The organism is Streptomyces sp. NPDC041108 (genome assembly GCF_055592645.1).
In genome coordinates this window covers 621,816-639,171 of sequence record NZ_JBVIYK010000003.1, presented here as the reverse complement: position 1 = coordinate 639,171, position 17,356 = coordinate 621,816, and the positions used below count along the sequence as shown (strand labels likewise).

Below are 17,356 nucleotides of genomic sequence, written 5' to 3'. Positions count from 1 at the left end.
CATGCCGGAAGCCGCAGCACTGCCAGTCGACACTCCGCGGCCCCCGCGCAAGCTCTACCGCAGCAGCGACGGACGCTGGCTCGGAGGCGTGGCGCGAGGGCTCGCCGGACATCTCGGGCTGCCCGTGACCTGGGTGCGGCTCGTGTTCGCCGGCCTCTTCCTCGCGGACGGTCTCGGCGCCCTGGTCTACGCGGCGTTCTGGTTCTTCGTCCCGCTCGGCGTGGGCGGCGTCGACAACCAGCGGCCGCCTGCCCTCGCCACCGAGACCTCCCCCGACGGCCGCCGCAGGCTCGTGGCCCGCAAACCCGACCGCGGCCAGATAGTCGCCCTTCTCCTCATGGTCGTCGTGGCCATGGTCTTCGTCGGCAACGTGGACCTCGGAGGGGCCGCCCGGGCATATCTCTGGCCCACCGTGCTCGTCGCGGCCGGCGTCGCCCTGGTCTGGCGTCAGGCGGACAACGCGCGGCGTGCCCGCTGGGCCGAGGTCGGCCGTCGGCGGCGGACGATCACGCTTCTCCGCTCCGTGGCCGGCGTCCTGCTGGTCACCGCGGGCGTGTCCGGGATATTCGTCCTTCAGGGCTCGGCCGCCCACCTGGGCTCGGTGCTGCAGGCCGCGCTCGCGGTGCTCGTGGGTATAACGCTGCTGGCCGGCCCGTATCTCGTCCGCATGACCCAGGACCTCAGCGAGGAACGCCTGATGCGTATCCGCGCCCAGGAGCGCGCGGAGGTCGCGGCCCACGTCCACGACTCGGTACTGCACACGCTGACGCTGATACAGCGCAACGCGGACAGCCCGAACGAGGTGCGCCGCCTCGCCCGAGCCCAGGAGCGCGACCTGCGGAACTGGCTGTACAAGCCCGAGGGCACAGGAAAGGACGAGGACGACGAGCCGGACACCCTCGCGGAGGCCGTGCGGCGGAACGCCGCGGAGGTCGAGGACAAGCACGGCGTTCCCATAGAGGTGGTCGTCGTGGGCGACTGCCCTCTCGACGAAGGACTGAGCGCACAGATGCAGGCCGCGCGCGAGGCGATGGTGAACGCCGCCAAGTACGGTGGCGAGGGCGGTGCCGTGCAGGTCTTCGCCGAGGTCGAGGGAAGGACGGTCTTCGTGTCCGTCCGTGACCGCGGTCCGGGCTTCGATCTCGACGCGATACCCGCCGACCGCATGGGGGTCAGAGAATCGATCATCGGCCGCATGGAGCGCAACGGCGGTACGGCACGGCTCCGCGCCGTACCGGACGGCGGCACGGAGGTCGAGTTGGAGATGGAGAGGGCGGAGACGACGTCATGAGTGACGCGAACGGGGCGAACGACCTTGCCGCGGGCGGTTCGGGCACTGGCCCGGTCGAGGGTCAGCGAGGTGCGACCGCGCGAGGCACGGACGCGGCCGAGGGTGTGCCCGACGAGTCCGGTAGGCCCGACACGCCCTCCACGACCACAGCGGTCACCCCTGTCGGCGATCCCGGCGTGACCGCCGGATCAGGTCAGGCCGCCCCGACCAGACGGCCCGCTGCGGCCGAAGGCGGGTCCGGGGCCGGAGCTGCCGTCTCCGGGACCGGGCGGCACGTCCGGGTCGTGCTGGTGGACGATCACCGGATGTTCCGTACGGGAGTGCAGGCCGAGATCGGGCAGACGGACCGTACCGGTGTGGAGGTCGTCGGGGAGGCGCCCGACGTCGACCAGGCGGTCTCGGTGATCACGAGTACGCGGCCCGAGGTGGTGCTCCTCGACGTGCATCTGCCCGGCGGCGGAGGCGTCGAAGTCCTGCGCCGCTGTTCCGCGTTGATGGCGGACGCCGAACAGCCCGTCCGGTTCCTCGCGCTGTCCGTGTCGGACGCGGCGGAGGATGTGATCGGTGTGATCCGGGGAGGTGCGCGCGGCTATGTCACCAAGACGATCACCGGCTCGGACCTCGTCGCCTCCATCTTCCGGGTGCAGGAGGGCGACGCCGTCTTCTCCCCTCGCCTGGCCGGCTTCGTTCTCGACGCCTTCGCCTCCACCGACGCCCCGCCCGTCGACGAGGATCTCGACCGGCTCACCCAGCGCGAGCGCGAGGTGCTGCGTCTCATCGCCCGCGGTTACGCGTACAAGGAGATCGCCAAGCAGCTCTACATCTCGGTGAAGACGGTGGAGTCCCATGTCTCCGCCGTGCTGCGGAAGTTGCAGCTCTCCAACCGGCACGAGCTGACGAGATGGGCGACGGCACGACGCCTGGTGTGAGGGGGTGGCGGGGGCCGGAGCCGGTGCCGGTGCCTTTGCCGGAGCCCGCGCCGGAGGGGTGGTCGGTGGTGGCAGGTAGGTCGAGGCGGCGTGGCTCTCGCTGATCAAGCCGATTCTGCCCGAGCCGGTTCTGCCCGAGCCGGTTCTGCCCAGCCGGTCCTGCCCAAGCCGGGCCGTCACCGCCCGGCCGGACGAAGGCCGGCCGAGCCACCGAGGGCGGCGGGGCGGGCGCTCAGCCCTCGGCTTCCTGGAAGCCGCTCGACCCCGCCCACCGGGGCCGGCGGCTGCCGAGCCTAGCCCCGCCCCCCACTGCCCGCGCCTCAGCCCCGCCCCCACTGCCAGTACCTCCCGCCCCGGCCCCCGCCCTGCCTCCCGCCATCCGGAGGCGTCCTGGCCGGAGGCGCCCGGTCGGGGTCAGGCCACCCGCGTGGCCCCCGCGAAGGGCATCTCGTCAAGGGGGGCCACGCGTACCGGGGCCGAAGGGTTGGGCGCGTGGATCATCTGGCCGTTGCCGATGTAGATGCCCACATGGCTGATGCCGGAGTAGAAGAAGACGAGGTCGCCCGGGCGGAGTTCGGAACGGGAGACCCGACGGCCGGCGTTGATCTGGGAGTAGGTGGTGCGGGGGAGGGAGATGCCCGCGGCGCGGTAGGCCGCCAGGGTGAGACCGGAGCAGTCGAAGGCGTGCGGACCGGTGGCGCCCCAGACGTAGGGGCTGCCGAGTTTGGAGTAGGCGTAGGAGACGGCTGCGGCGGCGCGGGAGTCGGGGGCGTCGGCGGTGGCGGAGGCCGGGGAGACCGGACCGGTGAGGTCGCGCCGGGGCGAGAAGGAGGAGCGGGAGGTATGTCCCATGGTGCCGCCGGAGGTGCCGAACCGTGCCCGGTCCTCGGTGGTGAGCCGGCCGAGCAGCTGCCGTGCGTCGGACAGCTTCGAGGTGACGGTCTTCTTGTGCCGCTTCAGCTCGGTCTGGCGGGTCTTGAGTGTGCCCAGTTCGACCCGGGCGGCCCCGCGCAGCCGTTCGATCTCCAGCAGCTGCTTCCGGACGCTGGCCACGTCCGCCGACTGTCGGCTGCCGACCCGCTCGGCGAGGGCGGCGCCGTCCAGGTACTGGTCCGGGTCGGCGGAGAGCGCGAGCTGCCACGAGGGGTCGATGCCCCCGCGTCGGTACTGCGCCGCCGCCAGTGAACCCAGCTCGTCCCGTGCCGAGTTGAGCCGCTCGGTGCGGCGGGCGGCCTGGTCGCGCAGCTCTTCGAGGTTCTCCTGCGCCGTGTCGGCCTTCTCCTTCGCGCCGTTGTACTTCTCGGTGGCGACCTCGGCCTCTTGGAACAGCTTGTTCACTTTCGCCCTGACCTGGTCGGGCGTGAGCTGCGGGTCGGCGTGCCCGGTGCCGTCGAAACCGGTCGCCGTCGCCGCGCCCGCGAGGGCGAAGGTCGCGGCCGTGCGGACCGTATGGCCGCCGAGTGAGCGCTGTCTGGGCTTGCGGTGCGCTGCCACGTGGAGTCCATGTCCTCTCCGTACGACCGCCGTCCGCGGTACGGACATCGTCTGTCCGTACGGACCGCCTGGGGGGAGCGGTGGCACGTCCGGCGGCGGCCCGCCCAGGGGGGAGCGGGACGCCGCCGGACCTTCTCGGCGGTGGTGTCCGACTGCCGCCCCTGGCCGGGCGGCGGTGGGGAGCCGGTCACCTGAGGGAGGACGCTAAACCTGGGCGTGAGGGCACGGTAACGCGTTGTACGGAAGTGGCGCGCACCGACCGCGAGGTGACCGTATGTGACCGTGATCCCACCCTGGCGCCGCCGCCTTCACGCTGAGCGATGACCGATACGGTCATTTCGGACCACTCGGCGCCACGGCGGTGCTATGCGGCGCATATATGCAAGATCAGTTCTCCGTGTGACGGCACCGGGGCCGCGGAGCCGTCGCGTCCCATGGCCCGGTGGCCCCCGCGCCCGGCCGGCCGAGGGCTCCTCATTAGGCTCCGCGCATGGACGTACTCATCCACCTCGTCGTCGCGCTCCACATCATCGGCATCGCCTCGCTCCTGGGTGGCTTCCTCACCCAGATGAAGGCCATGGGGCAGGGCACCGCCCGCTTCGTGCCCGCCATGCTCCACGGCGCCCTCACCATGCTCGTCACCGGCGTGCTTCTCGTCGGCCTCAACCAGGCCGACGACCAGCCCGTCGACAACATCAAGATCGGCGTCAAGCTCGCCCTGCTGGTCGTCATCCTGGGGCTGGTCTATGTGAAGCGGGACGAGGAGAAGGTGGAGAAGCCGCTGTTCGGCCTGGTGGGGGCGCTGACCATCGCGAACGTGTTCATCGCGGTGCTCTGGACCTGACGGTCCGCGCCCCCCGGCGAACCCTGCCGCTACGCCGGCCGCACCACGCTGTGCACCGACGACTCGCCGTCGTAGAAGACCGACTCCTCGCGGACGTACGTGCCCGGCTTCGGGGCGTGGATCATCATGCCGTTGCCGATGTAGAGGCCGACGTGGCCGATGTTGTCGTAGAAGAAGACGAGGTCGCCGGGCCTGGCGTCGGCGAGGGGGACCGTGGTGCCGGCGGCGGCCTGGTCGTAGGTGGTGCGGGGGAGGTCGACGCCGGCGGCCTTCCAGGCGGCCTGGGTGAGGCCGGAGCAGTCGTAGGACCCGGGGCCGGTGGCGCCCCAGACGTACGGCTTGCCGATCTGCGCGCGGGCGAAGGCGATGGCCTTGGCGGCCTTCGTGGCGTACGTGGAGTCCTCGGCCGGGGCGGTGGTCCCCGGGATGGCGCCGGTGGACGTCCCCGTGCCGGTGGAGGCGTCCTCCGGGGTCCCTTCCGCCCCTCCTCGGCCTGTCCAGGAGTCCTGGCCGCCCTGGAGGCTCTGGGCTTCTCGGGACTCCTGGGGCGCCGCCTGCTGCCGCGCGAGTTCCTCCGCCTTGCGGTCGGCCTCCTCCCGCTCGCGCTGCTCGATCGCGGCGAGCCGGGCCTTCTCCTCGGCGGTGAGGGTGGACAGCAGTTCGCGGGCCTGGGCGAGCTTCGCCTGGACCTTGGCCTTGCTGGCCTTGAGGGCGTTCTGTGACTCGGTGAGCTGTCCGAGGCTGTCGCTCGCCTCCTGGCGCTGCTCCGCCGCCTCGGCCTGGTCGCTCGCATACGCGTCGACGGCTTCCTTCTGACGGTCCGTCAACCGGTCCATCAGCTGGTTCTGGTCGAAGTAGTCCTGCGGGTTGTCCGCCAGCAGCAGCGACGCCCGGTCGGGGGCCGCCGCGCCCGTGCGGTACTGGGCCGCGGCGAAGGAACCCAGTTCCTCACGCGTCTCGTTGAGCTTCTCCTGGCGCTTGGCGACGGCTTCGAGGAGGGTCTCGACCTGCCTCTTCTGCTTGGTCGTCTTCTCCTTGGCCGCGTTGTAGGTCTCGGTCGCCGAGCCGGCCTGGCGGTAGAGGTCGCCGACCTTCTTCTCGACTTCCTCCAGGCTCGGCTTGTCGTCGGCGGAGGGCGCGGCCGTGGCCGTGGCCGTCTGGGAGAGCAGGGCCACGGAGGTGAGGGCTGCGGTGGCGAGAGCGGGGGTGCGTATGCCCGCGCGCGTTCCGGCCGGACCCGGCTTGCGGTGCGGCGCCATGGTTCGGCGTCTCCTTCCGTAGTCCGCCTACCGAGTTAGCTGTCGGGTTCGGGCGCAAGCTTCGGAAGGTTTGCCCTACGGCCCTTGCCGCGTGCGGCGGTCGGGCCGATTCACCCCGGAGAACGGTGGGTCCCCGGCTCCGGCTGCCCCGATGGGCGCACCGGACTCGGCGGAGGTCGTGCGGCCCGGCGACGTTCGCCGGTTGGGTCGTACGGCCCAGAAGAAAAAGCTAACCAACTCGTGTGGTCCGTGTGAAGGTTGATGTTCGATATGCCCGATACGTTTTCGTGACCTTAGCCTCTTCTGTGCGGCAAGCGGTACGCTCGATCGCTCACCGTCGCACCTCGGTCGCGGTACGTGGCGCTGCGGGCCGGTACGTGGCGGACGCGGACTTCCCGGGGCGGCCTCCCGCTGTCAGTGCGGGCGCCTAGACTCGGAGAGCGATGAGCAGCCTCTTTGACGACAGCTTCCTGGCGGACCTCCAGGCCCCCCGCGGCCACGCGGAGGAGCCCCCGCCGCCGCCCGAGGACGATCACGTACCGGAGCCGCTTCCGGACGATCTGTTCGGCGGGAAGTTCGACGTGCCTCCGGACCGGGACGCGTACTACCGCGACGGCGCCCCCCGCCCCGCGCTCGACGCGGCGGCGCTCCTGGACGGGCTGAACGACAACCAGCGCGCGGCCGTGGTCCACGCGGGCTCGCCCCTGCTCATCGTGGCCGGCGCCGGCTCCGGCAAGACCCGGGTGCTCACCCACCGCATCGCGCACCTGCTCGGCGAGCGGCAGGTCCACCCGGGCCAGATCCTCGCGATCACCTTCACCAACAAGGCCGCCGGCGAGATGAAGGAGCGCGTCGAGCAGCTCGTCGGCCCGCGCGCGAACGCGATGTGGGTCATGACCTTCCACAGCGCGTGCGTCCGGATCCTGCGGCGCGAGTCCAAGAAACTCGGCTTCACGTCCTCCTTCTCGATCTACGACGCCGCCGACAGCAAGCGCCTGATGGCGCTCGTCTGCCGTGATCTGGACCTCGACCCGAAGCGCTTCCCGCCCAAGTCCTTCAGCGCCAAGATCTCGAACCTGAAGAACGAGCTGATCGACGAGGAGGACTTCGCCGCCCAGGCCACCGACGGCTTCGAGAAGACCCTCGCCCAGGCGTACGCGATGTACCAGTCGCGACTCCGCGAGGCCAACGCGCTCGACTTCGACGACCTGATCATGACGACGGTCAATCTGCTCCGTGCCTTCCCGGACGTCGCCGAGCACTACCGCCGCCGCTTCCGGCATGTCCTCGTCGACGAGTACCAGGACACCAACCACGCACAGTACGCCCTGGTCAGAGAGCTGGTCGGCACCTCCGAGCACCCCGTGGACGTACCACCGGCCGAGTGGGACGTACCGCCCGCCGAGCTCTGCGTCGTGGGTGACGCCGACCAGTCGATCTACGCCTTCCGCGGCGCGACCATCCGCAACATCCTCCAGTTCGAGGAGGACTACCCGGACGCGACGACGATCCTGCTGGAGCAGAACTACCGCTCCACCCAGACGATCCTGAGCGCGGCCAACGCGGTCATCGAGCGCAACGAGTCCCGCCGTCCGAAGAACCTGTGGACCAACGCGGGCGCGGGCGCGCAGATCACCGGATATGTCGCCGACACCGAGCACGACGAGGCCCAGTTCGTCGCCGACGAGATAGACCGGCTCACGGACGCGGGCGACGCGAAGGCCGGCGACGTCGCGGTCTTCTACCGCACGAACGCCCAGTCCCGTGTCTTCGAAGAGGTGTTCATCCGCGTCGGCCTGCCCTACAAGGTCGTCGGCGGCGTCCGCTTCTACGAGCGCAAGGAGGTCCGGGACGTCCTCGCGTACCTGCGTGTCCTCGCCAACCCGGAGGACTCCGTCCCGCTGCGCCGCATCCTCAACGTGCCCAAGCGCGGCATCGGCGACCGCGCGGAGGCGATGATCGACGCCCTGTCGCAGCGCGAGAAGATCAGCTTCCCGCAGGCGCTGAAGCGCGTCGACGAGGCCTACGGCATGGCGGCCCGGTCGACCAACGCGGTCAAGCGGTTCAACACGCTGATGGAGGAGCTGCGAACGGTCGTCGAGTCCGGCGCCGGACCGGCGACCATCCTGGAGGCGGTCCTCGAACGGACCGGCTATCTGGCCGAGTTGCAGGCGTCCACCGACCCCCAGGACGAGACCCGCATCGAGAACCTCCAGGAACTCGCCGCCGTCGCCCTGGAGTTCGAGCAGGAGTCCGGGGCCGCGGAAAACGAGGGTGAGGCGGGGGCCGCGAACCCTGCCGGGCTCCCCGCCTTCCTGGAGCGGGTGGCACTGGTGGCCGACTCCGACCAGATCCCGGACGAGGAGGAGGACGGCTCGGGCGTCATCACGCTCATGACCCTCCACACCGCCAAGGGCCTGGAGTTCCCCGTCGTCTTCCTCACCGGCATGGAGGACGGCGTCTTCCCGCACATGCGCGCCCTCGGCCAGACCAAGGAACTGGAGGAGGAGCGCCGCCTCGCGTACGTCGGGATCACCCGCGCGCGGGAACGGCTCTACCTCACCCGCTCCTCGCTACGCAGCGCCTGGGGCCAGCCGTCGTACAACCCGCCGTCCCGCTTCCTGGAGGAGATCCCGGCGACACATCTGGAGTGGAAGCGCACGGGTGCCTCCACGCCGGTGTCCTCGGGGCGGGCCTCCGGGATCGCGTCCTCGCTGTCCTCGTCCCGTTCCCGTTCCTCGGCCTCGGGGGCGTCCGGCTTCGCGACCCGCCGCGGCAACGAGAAGCCGGTGGTCTCGCTCGCCGTGGGCGACCGCGTCACCCACGACCAGTTCGGCCTCGGCACGGTCGTCGGCGTCGGGGGCTCGGGCGCGAACGCGGAGGCGACGATCGACTTCGGCGACACCAAGCCGAAGCGGCTGCTGCTGCGGTACGCACCGGTGGAGAAGCTGTAGCGGGGATCGGGTTCGCCACCCTGTGAGACACCTCGGGCCCCTGCGTCAGCAGGGGCCCGGTCTTCGTTGGTGTTGTCCGTGACGGTCACCGCCACGGCATCCGTCAGGTCGGGTCCAGCCCGTGGCTGCGCAGCCACGGCAGGGGGTCGATGGCGGAGCCGCCCGCCGGGTGGACCTCGAAGTGCAGGTGCGGGCCGGTCGAGTTGCCCGAGTTTCCGGAGTAGGCGATGGTGTCGCCGGCCTTGACGGTCGTACCGGAGGCGACCTTGTACGTGGAGAGGTGGCAGTACCAGGTCTCGGTGCCGTCCTTGGCGGTGACGATGACCATGTTGCCGTAGGCGGGGTTCCACTGGGTGCGCACGGTGCCGTCGGTCGCCGCCATCACCGGCGTGCCGTACGAGACCGGGAAGTCGATGCCGGTGTGCAGGGACATCCAGTTGACGCCGGACTGCCCGTAGTACGCGCTCAGTCCGCGCTGGGAGACCGGCAGCGCGAACTTGGGCCGCAGCCGTTCCTTGCGGGCCGCGTCGGCCGCCGCCTTCTTCTGCTCCAGCTCCTGCTGCGCCTTGAGGTCGATGCGCTCCTGCGTCCGGCTCGCCCGGTCGGCGAAGTCGTCCGCCTCGGCGGAGAGGCTCTCCAGCTGGGTGTCGAGCTGGTTGTTGGCGGTGGACGGCTTCACGGCGGTGGCGTCCGACTTGACCGACGCCGTCGTCTCCGCGTCGTCCGACGTGGCGCCGACGGAGGCCGCCGCGATCCCCGCGACCCCCATGACACAGGCCGACGGAACGGCCACGGTCAGCAGGGCGGAACGTTTGGCCGGAGGCTTCCGGCGCGATCGGGAGGCCGCGCGCGTGGCCGCCCTGCCGGGGCCGGCACTCCTCGTCTCCGCCGGGGTGACCTCCTCCTCGTCGTCGAGGAGCGCGACGCGGTCCGCGTCGTCGGTCTCGAACTCGTCGTCCTCGGAGGGGTGTTCGTCCTGGTCGTACGGGGCGATCTGCTCGAAGGTCGCGGTCGCCTGCTGGTGGAAGTCCGCGGCCTCGGCCGCGAGGTCCACCACTACGGTCTGCGGGTGCTCGTGGGCCTCGTACGACTCGGAGGAGGCGCCGCCGTGTTCGTACGACTCCGCGGCGGGGCCCTCGTGCTCGTCGCCGGCCGGGGTGCCGTCGCTGTTCCACTGCGTGGCGTCGAACGCGCCCGTGTCGAAGTGCTGGGTGCCGACCCACTGCTGGGTCTGGTCGGAGTGCCCCGACTGACCCGTCTCGTCGGACGGTTCGGCCTGCAGCCAGCCGCTGGCGTCCCACTGGCCGCTCGCGTCGGGGCCCGCCGGCTGGGCCGGGACCTGGGAGAGGTGGTCGTAACCGGCCGACCAGGACGTCGTTTCGTAACTGCCCGTGTCGTACGCGGCGTGATGCTGCGCGGCGTACGGGTCGTAGTTCAGCGTCTGGTGGTTGCCCGTCGACCACTGCGAGGCGTCGTAGGAGCCGGTGCCGGTGTCATTGCCCGGCAGGTCACCGAAGAGGGGGTCGGTCGCGAAGGTGCCGGTGGCGGTCGCAGGGGCGCCGTTGCCGGAGTCGAAACCGGTGGCGGGGAAATCGCCGTACGTGGTGAAGTCGCCATAGGTGGCTTCCTGGTGGCCGTACGACGCGTAGGGCGCCGGGTCGGCTTCGGAAGCCGGAGCCGGGGGTGTTGCGGTCCCCGACGGATGACGATCGTTCACCAACTTCTCTTTCGCCTCGACGACAGGGGCTGGCAGAGCAGTGCGGTGACTGTACCCGGCGGTATGCGGGCGCGACAATCTTCAACGGGTTTGGTGCGCGCAGGAAACGGGCATTCGAGCGTCTTTCGGCGGTCTGTGGGTACGACCTTGGCCTTGCGTTCGAAGAATGTTCGATAGTCGATCGTCGCGTGGGGGTGACGGGACGCCCGCGCCGACAGGGCAGCGGCGTTTCGCGGGGTGACGGCGGGCCTGGGGTGGGGCGCGTTGTCGCTGCCGGAAGGAGTGGCGCGATTCGGGCGCGTGGTGGGGGCGCGTGGATGTGCGCCGGGTTTACCGCCTTACCTCCCTGTTCTGCCGCCGTGTGGCGAGCGTCACCATGTCGCCGTGGGCGGCCCCGGGCTCATGCGACGGTCAGGCCGCCGGGGCGGGCGACGGTGCGGGCACCGGTGGACGGGTCGTCCAGCGCCTGTCGTATCTCGCCGACGACGGCGGGGTGCACGGGCAGGGCGAGGTGCCCGATGCCGGTGACCCGGATGTTCTGTGCCATCAGGTCGGGGTGGTCGATACCGGCGGTCTCCAGCGGAACCATCACATGGTCCAGATCGCTCCAGAACGCCACGAAACGCGTACGGCAGGCCGGCGCGGGCTCCCGCAACTCCTCCAGCACCGCCGAACCGGGCCGCATCTGGCGGACGATGGGGTGCGCGTCCGCCAGCGGCACCGCCAGGGTCCCGCCGTGCGGCGTGCCGAGCGTGACGAGCGTACGGACGCGGAGGTCGCCGCCGAGCCGCTGCACGTAGTACCGCGCTATCAGTCCGCCGAGGCTGTGCCCGACGATGTCCACCCGCTCCTGGCCCGTGCGCTCGCAGACGTCCTCGATGTGCCGGCCGAGCAGTTCGGCGGCGGTGCGGATGTCGCGGGTGAGAGGGGAGTAGTTGAGCGACTCGAGGTGCCGGCCGCCGTGCTGGGCGAGGGCGCGGCGCAGCATGACGAAGACCGAGCGGTTGTCGATGAACCCGTGCAGCAGGACGACCGGGGGTTTCTCCTCGGTGGGGAGCCTGGGGGTGTCCGCCGGGGGTGTCTCGGGGGCGGTCCGGCGCTCCTGGGTCATTCCGGACGGATAGAGCAGCATGTGCCCGGCGAGGATCGCCAACTCCAGGGCGGTCGCCTTGAGCAGCGCCACGGAGAGGCCCGCGAGGCTCGTGGGCAGCAGTCGCTCGCAGAGCGGAAGAAGAGGCGTGACCGCCCTGGTGACCTTCATGCGACCTCCCGTCGGCAGACGGGCGGACGCCTGTGTCCCCCCGTGTGCCCTAGTGAAGGGCCGCGGACGGGAGCGGCGGGTGGCGGGTGCGGGCGACGTGACGCGGTGCGTGTGGCGCGCGTGACGTGCGGTGCGTGTGCGACGCCTGGGGCGCCGATCATGCGACGGGGATTCGGCTCTCCTGACTCCCCGCTGCCCTGAACTCCGCCGTCTGCCGGTGCCGGTCCGTCCCGTCACCGTGACTCTTCGCGGCAGGGGGCGGTACGGCGTCCTTCCGACGACTCTTCTTGTGCGCACGCTACCCCGTGGCGCGCACGCCGCGGGAGCCTGTGGCGTGCGGCCCGGGCGCAGCCCGGATGCCGCGATCACCTCCGTGATCACCTCGGTCCCCGCGACGCGTGAGCCGCGGAAACCGGGAGCAGTGCGCGGCGAACGTGTCCCACCGTGTGATTTCCCCCTCGCTCCCGACCGTGAAACTGCCGGTTACGGGATCCTGGCGATAACGTCCGTTCACTTCCAGGGAGCGCGGTGCGGGTAGGTGTCTTATGAACCCGAAGCCGTGATGTGAACGGTTTTGCGCGGTTCGCGCGACATGTGAGGCTGTGTTCTGTTACGGGTTGGTGTAGTCGTTTCATGGAGGCAGTGATGGGTGTGGCAGCCGGTCCGATCCGCGTGGTCGTCGCCAAGCCGGGACTCGACGGCCACGATCGGGGGGCCAAGGTGATCGCGCGGGCGCTGCGCGACGCCGGTATGGAGGTCATCTACACCGGCCTCCACCAGACTCCCGAACAGATCGTCGACACCGCGATCCAGGAGGACGCCGACGCGATCGGCCTCTCCATCCTCTCCGGCGCCCACAACACGCTCTTCGCGGCCGTCATCGAACTGCTCAAGGAGCGCGACGCCGAGGACATCCTCGTCTTCGGCGGCGGCATCATCCCCGAGGCGGACATCGCGCCCCTCAAGGACAAGGGAGTCGCCGAGATCTTCACGCCCGGGGCGACGACGGCCTCGATCGTGGAGTGGGTACGGGCGAACGCGCGGCAGCCGACGGGGGCGTAGGGAGAGGGGCGGGTGCGGGTGGTGTGCGGGTGCCCGGGGCGCCGCTCCCCGCGACCCCGAAAAGCACGCCCCGCGCCCGCTCCTCAGCCAGGCGGGGGCCTGTGTTCCCTGGCACGGGGAACACCTCAGCCGCCCGACCCGCAGCCCCTCGGCCCCGAACCCCTCACGCGGAGTCCGTCCGCGCCAGCTCACCCCGCATGGTCGCCCGCAGCCGCAACGTCGTCGCGAGCCGCTGGAACGCCTCCGCCCAGTACCCGCCCGCTCCCGGCGCCGAGTCCTCCGCATCCTCCGGCGTCGCCGTGAGCGGCTGGAGCCGCACCGCCTCCGCGGGATCCAGGCACCGCTCGGCCAGCCCCATCACGCCACTGAAGCTCCACGGGTAACTGCCCGCGTCCCGCGCGATGTTGAGCGCGTCCACCACCGCCCGGCCCAACGGCGGAGCCCACGGCACCGCACACACCCCGAGCAACTGGAACGCCTCCGACAGACCGTGGGTGGCGATGAACCCCGCCACCCACTCGGCCCGCTCCACGCTTCCCAGCGCCGCCAGCAGCTTGGCCCGCTCGGCCAGCGACAACGCCCCCGGCCCGCCGGCCTCCGGTGTGGAGGGCGATCCCAGCAACGCCCGCGACCACACGGGATCCCGCTGCCGCACCGCCGCCCGGCACCACGCCCCGTGCACCTCGCCCTGCCAGCCGTCCGCGACCGGCAGTGCCACGATCTCCGCCGGTGTACGCCCACCGAACCGCCGCGACCACGCCCCGAGCGGTGTCGCCTCCACCAACTGGCCGAGCCACCAGGACCGTTCACCCCGCCCGGCCGGAGCCTTGGCCACCACACCGTCTCGTTCCATGCCGGGGTCGCACTCGTGCGGGGCCTCGACCATGAGCACGGCGATTCCGGCGGTCGCCGTCGTGCTGCCCGTGTGGTCGACGGACACACACGCGGTCGCCCGCTTCGCCATCCGCCCCGCGAGCGCGGAGTCGGGCAGGGCGGACAGCAACTCCGCCGCCGTGGCCCGCACGTTTCGGCTGCGGTCGGCCAACGCGGCCTCCAGGAAGGGCTCGTCGGCCGCCTCCAGCCCCGTGCGCAGCGTGTCGAGGAACAAGAGCCGGTCCTCCGCCCGCTCCGTCGACCACGTGCCCCACAGCATCGCGCGCGCCGAGGCGGCGTCCTCGGACCGTATCGCCGTGAGCAGGGCGACGCGCTCCGCGAACAGGCCCTCCTGCCACAGGCGCCGGACCCGCTCGGGCTCGTCCGGGCCGGGCAGGGCCGCGCCACCGCCGGGTGCGGCACGCAGCGCGAAACGCCAGTCCTTGTTCAGCCGGGCCAGCCACAGCGCCCGCTCGCCCGCGAAGGCGAGGACGGCGGGACGCAGATCGGTCCGGCCGCGCGCCGCGTCCAGCAGCGCGGGCAGGGCCTGCGGAGGCGCCGCGTAGCCGTGTGCGTTGGCCAACGCCAGCCACTGGGGCAGCAGTTCCATCAGGTCGGGCGCGGTGCCACGGCGTCCGCCACCGGTGCCGGGCCGGTCGGCCAGCAGTGTCGCCAGCCTCCGCGCCGCGGCGGGCGGCAGCGCCGGCCGCTCGTCCGGCGCCACCGGCTCCGGCCCGGCCGCCGCCCGCACCGGACGTATCCCTGCCCGGCGCCGCACGGTCTCCACGGCCGCCGCGTCCAGCAACGCCACGGGTGCGGCGCGCCCCGGCACCGGCCCGGCCGGCGCGCGACGGTCCGTCCCGAGCAGGGCGGTCGTGACCAGCTCCTCCCAGGAGGGTCGCGCCGAAGCGTCTGACGCGCTGCTCATGAGGTTCCTTCCGTCTGCCGCGAACCACTGCTTCCGCTACCGCCGCCCCCGCCCTCCCTCAGCACAGGGTCACCGCCTGCCCGACAGCCTCGTGCGCGCCCTCGGACTCCTCCGCCCATGCCGTCAGCGGGGTGAAGCCCCGGTGGCCGCACTCGCCGAAGACCGTCACGGGCAGCCCGCCGGAGAGGGACAGCAGACGCCACAGACCGGGGCGGGAGCGTGCGGAGGAGGTGAGGGGGAGGGCGAGATCGCCGTCTGCGTCGGCCAGTTGCCAGGAGTCGCCGTCCGGGACGGGAACGACGCGACCGAGGGTGACCGGGAAGGAGTCCAGCCAGGGATCGTCCCGCAGGGCCGCGCCGTAACGGGCCGCCGCCTCGGGCGGAGTGATCCCCGGGGGCCTTGCGGCGGAGGGCTCGGGCGCGGTGAAACGCTCGCCCAGGGCCGCTCGCAGCTGCCCGGTACCGGGGTACGCCGACACCTCGGCCTCGAAGGCCAGCCCGACCGGCAGCGACAGCTCGGGCGCGCGGCCGGCGGCTCCGTAGGAGAGGAGCAGGGCCGTACGGCCCGACCCGAGGCCGTACAACCAGATGCGACGGGTGGTGAGAGAGGAGTGGGCGTCGGACGTGTCGTACTGCGCGAGGGCGAGCCAGCGGTCGTGGACCGGTGGGCCGTCCGGCGAGCCGGTCAGACCGATCCGGGAGCCGACCGTGGCCGCGAGACCCTCCGGCAGGCGATCGCGGCGCAGCCATCCCTGGTCGAGAAGATGCAGTAGGGCGCACTCCTCCAGGAGACGGGCCGGCCAGCCGGGGCCGGAGCCCGGTATCGCACCCAACTCCCGTACCCGCGCCGCCAGTCCCGGGGCCTGGGCGTCGACCATGCGGGCCGCCGTCTCCTCCCACAGCCCGTACCCCGCCTGTTCCGCGGCGGCCAGGCCGCCGCGGAACAGGTCGGTCAACCGCTGTTCGAGCTCCGTCGCGCCCGCGGTGACGCGGTCGGCGCGCCGCTCGGCTCGGCGGCGCGCCGCCTCGGGGTCAGCGGACGTGGCCCCAGATGCCGCGCCCGTCCTCGTCGTCCTCGCCGCTGCGCGCGTACGGCGGCCTGACAGCCACTGCTGCGCCCAGTCCGGCGCCTGCCCGGACGGCACCGCGGCGGCGTCGCCCGCCCAGAGCAGAAGCAGCCCCAGCGCATGCTTGCACGGGAACTTCCTGCTCGGACAACCGCACTTGTACGCGGGCCCCGCGGAGTCCGCCACGTCGATGATCGTCTGATACGGCTTGCTGCCACTTCCTTTGCACAGTCCCCACACCGTCCCCTCGTCCGAACTGCCAGTACCCGACCACGGCCCTGCCGCGGCGAGTTTGCTTCCGGCTTTGCGCGACGCTGCGTCAGGTGCCAATGCCAGCACCTGCTCAGCCGTCCAGCGCACCCCCTGCTGAGTCATGTTCCGAAGGTAGATCCCACCACTGACAATTGGCTTGCGCGATCCAATTTCCGCAGGTCAGACTGGATTGTCAGTGGCGTGGTGCAGTGTGGTCAGCAGATCCGAACCGGCCGAGCTGGAGGGGGACTCAGCCATGCCTGCGTCCGTTGGAACGACCACTGTCGACCCGAGCCGAAACCAGTCCGCGCCCGCGAACACGCGCACGGGCGGTGAGGTGCTGCGGGCGCACGCCGAGCACGCCTTCGCCGAGGAACTGACCGCGCTGGCCGCCCACGACGACCGGCCCCGGCCGGCCCGCTGGAAGCTCTCACCGTGGGCCGTGGCCACGTATCTGCTCGGCGGGACGCTCCCCGACGGCACGGTGATCACACCGAAGTACGTCGGGCCGCGCCGCATCGTCGAAGTCGCCGTCACCACGCTCGCCACCGATCGCGCCCTGCTCCTGCTCGGCGTGCCCGGAACCGCCAAGACCTGGGTCTCCGAGCACCTGGCGGCGGCCGTCAGCGGCGACTCCACGCTGCTCGTGCAGGGCACCGCGGGCACCCCGGAGGAGGCGATCCGCTACGGCTGGAACTACGCGCAGCTGCTCGCCCACGGCCCGAGCCGTGACGCGCTCGTGCCCAGCCCCGTCATGCGGGCCATGGCGGAGGGCATGACGGCCCGCGTCGAGGAGCTGACCCGTATCCCGGCCGACGTCCAGGACTCGCTGATCACGATCCTGTCCGAGAAGACGCTGCCGATACCGGAGTTGGGGCAGGAGGTGCAGGCCGTCCGGGGCTTCAATCTCATCGCCACGGCCAACGACCGCGACCGCGGGGTGAACGACCTGTCGAGCGCGCTGCGCCGCCGGTTCAACACCGTGGTGCTGCCGCTGCCGGAGAGCGCCGACGCCGAGGTCGACATCGTCTCGCGCCGCGTCGACCAGATCGGCCGCTCCCTCGACCTGCCGGCCGTGCCCGACGGCGTCGACGAGATCCGCCGCGTCGTGACGGTCTTCCGCGAGCTGCGCGACGGCATCACGACGGACGGCCGGACGAAGCTGAAGTCGCCCAGCGGCACGCTGTCCACCGCCGAGGCGATCTCCGTCGTCACCGGCGGCCTCGCCCTCGCCGCCCACTTCGGCGACGGAGTCCTGCGCGCCTCCGACGTGGCCGCCGGCATCCTCGGCGCCGTCGTCCGTGACCCGGCCGCCGACCGCGTCGTCTGGCAGGAGTACCTGGAGGCCGTCGTCCGCGAGCGCGACGGCTGGACCGACTTCTACCGCGCGTGCCGCGAGGTGAGCGCGTGAGGGGACAGGGGGAGG

Annotated in this window: 12 protein-coding genes and 1 riboswitch; of the genes, 6 read left to right on the top strand and 6 right to left on the bottom strand. The window is 71.8% G+C overall.

Annotation, left to right across the window (positions count from 1 at the left end):
* Window position 1: 1 nt before the first annotated feature.
* Window positions 2–1,291: an ATP-binding protein gene (locus ACZ6BB_RS12350; RefSeq protein ID WP_275456503.1), complete on the top strand. Its 1,290-nt coding sequence runs from the start codon at window positions 2–4 to the stop codon at window positions 1,289–1,291.
* Between the two features lie 176 nt (window positions 1,292–1,467).
* Entirely contained in the window at window positions 1,468–2,220 is a 753-nt protein-coding gene (locus tag ACZ6BB_RS12345; RefSeq protein WP_471615330.1) for a LuxR C-terminal-related transcriptional regulator, read from the top strand.
* A 414-nt stretch (window positions 2,221–2,634) separates the two neighbouring features.
* Here the strand turns inward: ACZ6BB_RS12345 and ACZ6BB_RS12340 are convergent, their stop codons facing one another.
* Window positions 2,635–3,714, bottom strand: a complete 1,080-nt coding sequence (locus tag ACZ6BB_RS12340) for a C40 family peptidase (protein ID WP_471615184.1) — start codon at window positions 3,712–3,714, stop codon at window positions 2,635–2,637.
* Window positions 3,715–4,204: 490 nt separating this feature from the next.
* Between ACZ6BB_RS12340 and ACZ6BB_RS12335 the strand changes: the two genes are divergently transcribed.
* A complete protein-coding gene (locus ACZ6BB_RS12335; protein WP_471615183.1) occupies window positions 4,205–4,558 on the top strand; it encodes a hypothetical protein in 354 nt (117 codons plus the stop codon).
* Window positions 4,559–4,587: 29 nt separating this feature from the next.
* Here the strand turns inward: ACZ6BB_RS12335 and ACZ6BB_RS12330 are convergent, their stop codons facing one another.
* Window positions 4,588–5,817, bottom strand: coding sequence for a C40 family peptidase (locus ACZ6BB_RS12330; protein WP_471615182.1), 1,230 nt, complete (start codon window positions 5,815–5,817; stop codon window positions 4,588–4,590).
* Between the two features lie 9 nt (window positions 5,818–5,826).
* Window positions 5,827–5,999, bottom strand: a riboswitch (cyclic di-AMP (ydaO/yuaA leader).
* Between the two features lie 261 nt (window positions 6,000–6,260).
* Between ACZ6BB_RS12330 and pcrA the strand changes: the two genes are divergently transcribed.
* Window positions 6,261–8,771: a DNA helicase PcrA gene (gene pcrA, locus ACZ6BB_RS12325; RefSeq protein ID WP_471615181.1), complete on the top strand. Its 2,511-nt coding sequence runs from the start codon at window positions 6,261–6,263 to the stop codon at window positions 8,769–8,771.
* Window positions 8,772–8,874: 103 nt separating this feature from the next.
* On the opposite strand, the gene ACZ6BB_RS12320 is transcribed toward pcrA, so the two are convergent.
* Both ACZ6BB_RS12320 and ACZ6BB_RS12315 read right to left on the bottom strand, forming a co-directional pair.
* Complete coding sequence (locus ACZ6BB_RS12320) at window positions 8,875–10,488, bottom strand: M23 family metallopeptidase (RefSeq protein WP_471615180.1); 1,614 nt, start codon at window positions 10,486–10,488, stop codon at window positions 8,875–8,877.
* 400 nt (window positions 10,489–10,888) lie between these two features.
* On the bottom strand, window positions 10,889–11,749 hold the full coding sequence (locus ACZ6BB_RS12315; RefSeq protein ID WP_471615179.1) for an esterase/lipase family protein: 861 nt from the start codon (window positions 11,747–11,749) through the stop codon (window positions 10,889–10,891).
* A gap of 645 nt (window positions 11,750–12,394) precedes the next feature.
* On the opposite strand from ACZ6BB_RS12315, the gene ACZ6BB_RS12310 reads away from it, so the two are divergent.
* Window positions 12,395–12,811: a cobalamin B12-binding domain-containing protein gene (locus tag ACZ6BB_RS12310; protein WP_318813467.1), complete on the top strand. Its 417-nt coding sequence runs from the start codon at window positions 12,395–12,397 to the stop codon at window positions 12,809–12,811.
* 163 nt (window positions 12,812–12,974) lie between these two features.
* Here ACZ6BB_RS12310 and ACZ6BB_RS12305 read toward each other — a convergent pair whose 3' ends face one another.
* Both ACZ6BB_RS12305 and ACZ6BB_RS12300 read right to left on the bottom strand, forming a co-directional pair.
* Window positions 12,975–14,612 carry a DUF5691 domain-containing protein gene (locus ACZ6BB_RS12305; RefSeq protein WP_471615178.1) on the bottom strand — a complete coding sequence of 546 codons (1,638 nt, stop codon included), beginning with the start codon at window positions 14,610–14,612 and terminating at the stop codon, window positions 12,975–12,977.
* Window positions 14,613–14,670: 58 nt separating this feature from the next.
* Window positions 14,671–16,053: an SWIM zinc finger family protein gene (locus ACZ6BB_RS12300; protein WP_471615177.1), complete on the bottom strand. Its 1,383-nt coding sequence runs from the start codon at window positions 16,051–16,053 to the stop codon at window positions 14,671–14,673.
* A 133-nt stretch (window positions 16,054–16,186) separates the two neighbouring features.
* On the opposite strand from ACZ6BB_RS12300, the gene ACZ6BB_RS12295 reads away from it, so the two are divergent.
* Window positions 16,187–17,341: an ATP-binding protein gene (locus ACZ6BB_RS12295; RefSeq protein ID WP_471615176.1), complete on the top strand. Its 1,155-nt coding sequence runs from the start codon at window positions 16,187–16,189 to the stop codon at window positions 17,339–17,341.
* Window positions 17,342–17,356 lie beyond the last annotated feature (15 nt).